Genomic DNA, 5,273 nt, shown 5'->3' on the forward strand with positions numbered 1-5,273 from the left:
GCGCCGGCCAACCAGCCGGCGCCTTCTGTTTGGCCGGCCGCCGCGGCGCCTTTATCCGCTTGAGACTGCGACTGTAACCGTCTTGTAACACAACTCTGGTAGGGTGTCGGCGATGAATTCACCTACGCTCCCTGAGCGCGAGCCGGCCGGGAGTGCCTCTCCGGCGGAACCGGCGCGGCTGGAGGTGGTGTCGCGGGTGCCGCGCAAGCTGGCGCGGCGCAGCCGGCTGGCCGATGTCTTGTTCCACTACGGCACCGTGGCCTGCTGCCTCTCGGTGCTGGGCATCGTGGCCTTGATCGTCGTCGAGCTGGTGGTGCACTCGCGGCTCTCCCAGCACACCTTCGGCTGGCGCTTCTTCACGGGGGACAACTGGGACCCGGTGTCGGGCGACTTCGGAGCCTTGCCCTTCCTCTATGGCACCCTGGTCTCCTCGTTCCTCTCACTGGTGCTGGCGGTGCCCCTGGCGGTGGGGGTGGCCATCTTCATCACCGAGATGTGCCCGCGCCTGCTGCGGGGCCTGCTCTCCTTCCTGGTCGAGCTGCTCGCCGCCATCCCCAGCGTGATCTACGGGCTGTGGGGGATCTTCGTGCTGGCGCCGCTGCTGCGCAAGGTGGTGCAACCCTGGCTGGCCAAGTACCTGGGCTGGACGGGGCTGTTCACCGGCCCGCCCTACGGCATCGGCATGTTGGCCGCAGGGGTGATCCTGGCCATCATGATCATTCCCATCATCGCTTCCATCACCCGCGAGGTGCTGACGGCGGTGCCGCAGATGCAGCGCGAAGCGGTGCTGGCGCTGGGGGCCACGCGCTGGGAGATGATCCGCACCGGGGTGCTGCGCAACGCGCGCGCCGGCATCGTGGGAGGCATCATCCTGGGGCTGGGCCGGGCCCTGGGCGAAACCATGGCGGTGACCATGGTGATCGGGAACAGCGCCCAGATCGTCAAGTCGCTGTTCGCCCCCGGCTACACCATGGCCAGCGTGCTGGCCAACGAATTCAGCGAGGCCACCGGCGACCTCTACCTGAGCGCGCTCATCGAGATCGGCCTGGCGCTCTTCCTGGTGACCATCGTGGTCAACATCCTGGCCCGCCTGCTGGTGTGGACGGTCACCCGCGGCACTCCGGTGAGCACCCGTGCCTGAGAACCGCACTCCCACTTCTCCGGCGTCTTCCCGCGGACTGCGCTACTGGTGGCGGCTGCTGCTGGACCGCGTGGTCACGGTCCTCACCGTGCTCTGCGCCGTCCTGGTGCTGGCGCCTCTGGTGGCCATCTTCGCGTACCTGGTGTACCGCGGGATCGGGGCGCTCAACTGGGCCTTCCTCACCCAGACTCCCAAGCCGGTGGGCGAGCTGGGCGGTGGCATGGCCAACGCCATGGTGGGTTCGGCCATCATCCTGGGGATAGCCAGCCTCATCGGCGTGCCCCTGGGGATCGGCTCCGGCATCTTCCTGGCGGAGCACGGAAACCACCGCTTTGCGCAACTGGTGCGCTTCACCGCCGACGTGCTCAACGGCGTGCCCTCCATCGTCACCGGCATCGCCGTCTACTCGCTGGTGGTACTCCAGCAGAAGCACTTCTCGGGCTTTGCTGGGGGCGTGGCCCTGGGCATCATGATGGTTCCTACCATCACCCGGACGACGGAGGAGATGCTGCTCATGGTGCCCAACATCGTGCGGGAGGCGTCCCTGGGACTGGGCATCCCGCGCTGGCGCACCACTCTCTCGGTGGTGCTGCGCACCGCGACCTCGGGCGTGATCACCGGCATCATGCTGGCCTTCGCGCGGGTGGCAGGAGAGACCGCTCCCCTGCTGTTCACCGCCTTCGGCAACCAGTTCTGGAGTTTGAAGCTCAATCAGCCCATGGCGGCACTGCCGCTGCAGATCTACGTGTACGCCATCTCCCCCTTCGACGACTGGCATCGCCAGGCCTGGGCGGGGGCACTGATGCTGATCGTGCTGATCGTAGGCGCCGTGGCCGCGGTGCGTGTGGCAACCTCCCGCGGCATGGTGCGAGGAGCTGCCTGATGGGCGTCGGCATGGAAGCACGCAATCTGAACGCCTGGTTCGGTCCGGCCCAGGTCCTGCATGGCATCTCCATGGACATGGCCGCCAACCAGGTCACTGCCATCATCGGGCCCTCGGGCTGCGGCAAGAGCACCTTCATCCGGTGCCTGAACCGCCTGCACGAGACCGTGCCGGGAGCGCGGGTGGAGGGCAAGGTGCAGGTGGGCGGGAACGACATCTACGGCCGCTCCGTACCTGCGGTGGAGGTACGGCGGCGCGTGGGCATGGTCTTCCAGAAACCCAACCCTTTCCCCACCATGTCCATCTACGACAACGTGGCCGCCGGGCTCAAGCTCAACGGCTTCCGCAACCGGCGGGAACTGGACCAGATCGTGGAGCACTCGCTGTGCCAGGCCGCCCTGTGGGACGAGGTGAAGGACCAGGTCAAGAAGAAATCCGGGGCCAGCCTCAGCGGGGGCCAGCAGCAGCGCCTGTGCATCGCCCGCGCCCTGGCGGTGGCGCCCGAGGTCCTGCTCATGGACGAGCCCTGCTCGGCCCTGGACCCCATCTCCACCAGCAAGATCGAGGAACTGGTCTTCGAACTGAAAAAGGACTACACCGTGGTCATCGTGACCCATAATATGCAGCAGGCCAGCCGGGTGGCCGACTTCACCGGCTTCTTCCTGCTGGGATACCTGGTGGAATTCGACCGGACGGAAAGGGTCTTCACCAACCCGGCAGACAAGCGGACCGAAGATTACGTGACAGGCAGGTTTGGATGACACGCACGCGATTTCAACTCGGACTGGACGAGCTCAAGGAGAAACTCCTGCGCATGGGCGGTTTGGCGGAGCAGGCGGTGGACCGCGCCATCGAGGCTTACGGCAGCCGCGACCCCGAGGCCAGTGAGAAGGTGTTTCGCGGGGAGCAGTCCATCAACATGGTGGAGCGGGAGATCGACGAGCTGGCCCTGGACTTGCTGGCCATGCAGCAACCGGTGGCCGTGGACCTGCGCTTCATCCTGGCCGTCATCAAGGTCAACGCCGACCTGGAGCGAGTGGGCGACCAGGCGGTGAACATCGCTGAGCGGGCCCGCGACCTGGCCGGCTTGCCGGCGGTGGAGTTGCCCGCTGACATTCCCCGCATGGCGGCTACCGCCACCGGCATGGTGCGGCAGGCGCTGGAGGCCTTCATCCGCGCCGACGCCGACCTGGCCCAGCAGGTGCTCGGCTCCGACAACAGCGTGGACCGTATGAAGCGCGAGATCGAGGCCGCCATGATGGCGCAGATGAAGCAGTCGCCGGCCTCGGCGCGCCAGGCCCTCGATACTCTGCTCATCGCCCGCAACCTGGAACGGGTCGCCGATCATGGCACCAACATCGCCGAGGATGTGATCTTCTGGGTGCGGGGCGCGGATGTGCGCCACCTGGGCCCGGGAACGCCGGCCACCCCGCTTCCCTGAAAGCGGCGTGGTGACCAGCGTAACTTGACGCTCCGCCATGCCGGACGTAGCATGGCCCTTCCGAGCGCCCTCCCGCCGGCTTGCGTCTCAGGAGTGCATGACCAAAGTCGTCCCACCCTCAGGCTCGAAGAAGATCCTCGTGGCCGATGACGATCGCGCCCTGCGCAGCATGCTCGCCAGCATGCTGGAGCGCGCCGGCTTTTCCGTGACCGCCGCCGGCGACGGCGCCGAGGCCCTGGCCCACATCAAGCACCGCAAGTTCGACCTGGTGCTGCTCGACGTGTGGATGCCCAACATGACCGGGCTGGAGGTGCTGGCCCGCCTGAAGGACAAGCCCGGCAAGCCCAAGGTGATCGTCATGACCGGGGACAACACCCCCGAGACCCTGCTCAACGCGGTGCGGGAGCAGGCCTACCAGTACATCAACAAGCCCTTCTCGGCCAAGGGCGTGGTGGAGATGGTGGAGCGGGCGCTGGCCTCCGAGTCGGGGCCGCCCATCGAGGTGCTCTCCGCCCGCCCTGAGTGGATCGAGTTGCTGGTGCCCTGCGAGCGCCAGGCCGCCGAGCGCATCCAGGACTTCCTCTTGCAAGCCAAGTCCGACCTGCCCCAGGAGGTGCGCGAGGCCGTGGGCCAGGCCTTCCGCGAGTTGCTGCTCAACGCCATCGAGTGGGGCGGCGACCTGGACCCCAACCAGAAGGTACGCATCTCCTGCCTGCGCACCCAGCGCATGATCCTCTACCGCATCGCTGACCCCGGGCGCGGCTTCCGCTTCGAAGGGCTGACCCACGCCGCCGTCAGCAATCCTCCCGACAGCCCCATCGAGCACCTGCGCGTGCGCGACGAGAAGGGCCTGCGCCCCGGCGGCTTCGGCATCCTGCTGACCCGCGCGGTGGTGGACGAGTTGCTCTACAACGAGGCCCAGAACGAAGTCGCCTTCGTCAAGTACCTGGACGGCGGGCCCAAGAGCTAGGGTTCACGGGTCCAAGTTCGCGCCAAAATAAAACGACCCACGGCTTTGCCGGCCGTGGGTCGCCGGTGGTCTGTTGGGATTGCCCAGGCGGCCGCTCCCTTACACTCGAGGACCGCGGCGACACTCCCTGAACCATCGGAAGTTCGCGCTGACGCAGAGCAGACCGCTCTAGGTCACAGCCACCTCACTAGGTCTCGGGCAACTATCAGAACTCGACATTGCTGGACCACCTCCTTTCCAGTGTAGGGCGAGCGTACCCCGATTCCGGGCTCCGGGCAAGCCACTTTTGGGGAGAGCCTGAGCCGGCTGTCCCTTTAGGCTCAAGCACATCGCGGTCACCCATCACTGACCCCTGTGACGCCCCTCACCGCGCCCCGGCCCGGGCGGCGGGAACATAAGGGGTCGCCTGGTGCGACAGGAACGGGGCGTGTCATGAAAAAGGTCATGATCCTCGGTGCCGCCGGCAGAGACTTTCACAACTTCAACGTGGTCTTCCGCCATGATCCCAGCTACCAGGTCGTGGCCTTCACCGCCACCCAGATCCCCGACATCGCGGGCCGCCAATATCCCTACGAACTCTCCGGGCTGCTCTATCCCAACGGCATCCCCATCGTGGAAGAGCGCGACCTGGAAAAGGTGATCCGGGAGCGCGGGGTGGAGGTCGCGGTTTTCTCCTATAGCGACATCTCCCACGTGAACCTCATGCACCTGGCCTCGCGGGTGGTGGCGGCGGGCGCGGACTTCTGGCTGTTGGGCGCGGAGCGCACCCAGTTGCAGGCGAAGGTGCCGGTGATCTCGGTGTGCGCGGTGCGCACCGGCTGCGGCAAGAGCCCGGTGT

General features: G+C 66.8%; 6 protein-coding genes. All 6 read left to right on the forward strand.

Features of this window, described 5'->3' with window-relative positions; all coding sequences use genetic code 11:
- Positions 1-112 precede the first annotated feature (112 nt).
- A complete protein-coding gene (pstC, locus tag VEG08_02560; GenBank protein ID HXZ26861.1) occupies positions 113-1,141 on the forward strand; it encodes a phosphate ABC transporter permease subunit PstC in 1,029 nt (342 codons plus the stop codon).
- Complete coding sequence (gene pstA / locus VEG08_02565; protein HXZ26862.1) at positions 1,134-2,024, forward strand: phosphate ABC transporter permease PstA; 891 nt, start codon at positions 1,134-1,136, stop codon at positions 2,022-2,024. The genes pstC and pstA overlap by 8 nt, the downstream gene beginning before the upstream one ends.
- Positions 2,024-2,785, forward strand: a complete 762-nt coding sequence (pstB, locus tag VEG08_02570) for a phosphate ABC transporter ATP-binding protein PstB (GenBank protein HXZ26863.1) — start codon at positions 2,024-2,026, stop codon at positions 2,783-2,785. The genes pstA and pstB overlap by 1 nt, the downstream gene beginning before the upstream one ends.
- The gene (gene phoU, locus VEG08_02575) at positions 2,782-3,465 is read left to right on the forward strand and encodes a phosphate signaling complex protein PhoU (protein ID HXZ26864.1); all 684 of its coding nucleotides are present in this window, start codon (positions 2,782-2,784) and stop codon (positions 3,463-3,465) included. Before pstB ends, phoU begins: the two co-directional genes overlap by 4 nt.
- 97 nt (positions 3,466-3,562) lie before the next feature.
- Entirely contained in the window at positions 3,563-4,435 is an 873-nt protein-coding gene (locus VEG08_02580; GenBank protein ID HXZ26865.1) for a response regulator, read from the forward strand.
- A gap of 432 nt (positions 4,436-4,867) precedes the next feature.
- Positions 4,868-5,273, forward strand: a 406-nt coding sequence (locus VEG08_02585; protein HXZ26866.1) for a GTPase, incomplete at its 3' end; no start/stop codon positions are given.

Source organism: Terriglobales bacterium (assembly GCA_035624475.1).
Lineage (GTDB): Bacteria > Acidobacteriota > Terriglobia > Terriglobales > Acidobacteriaceae > DASPRL01.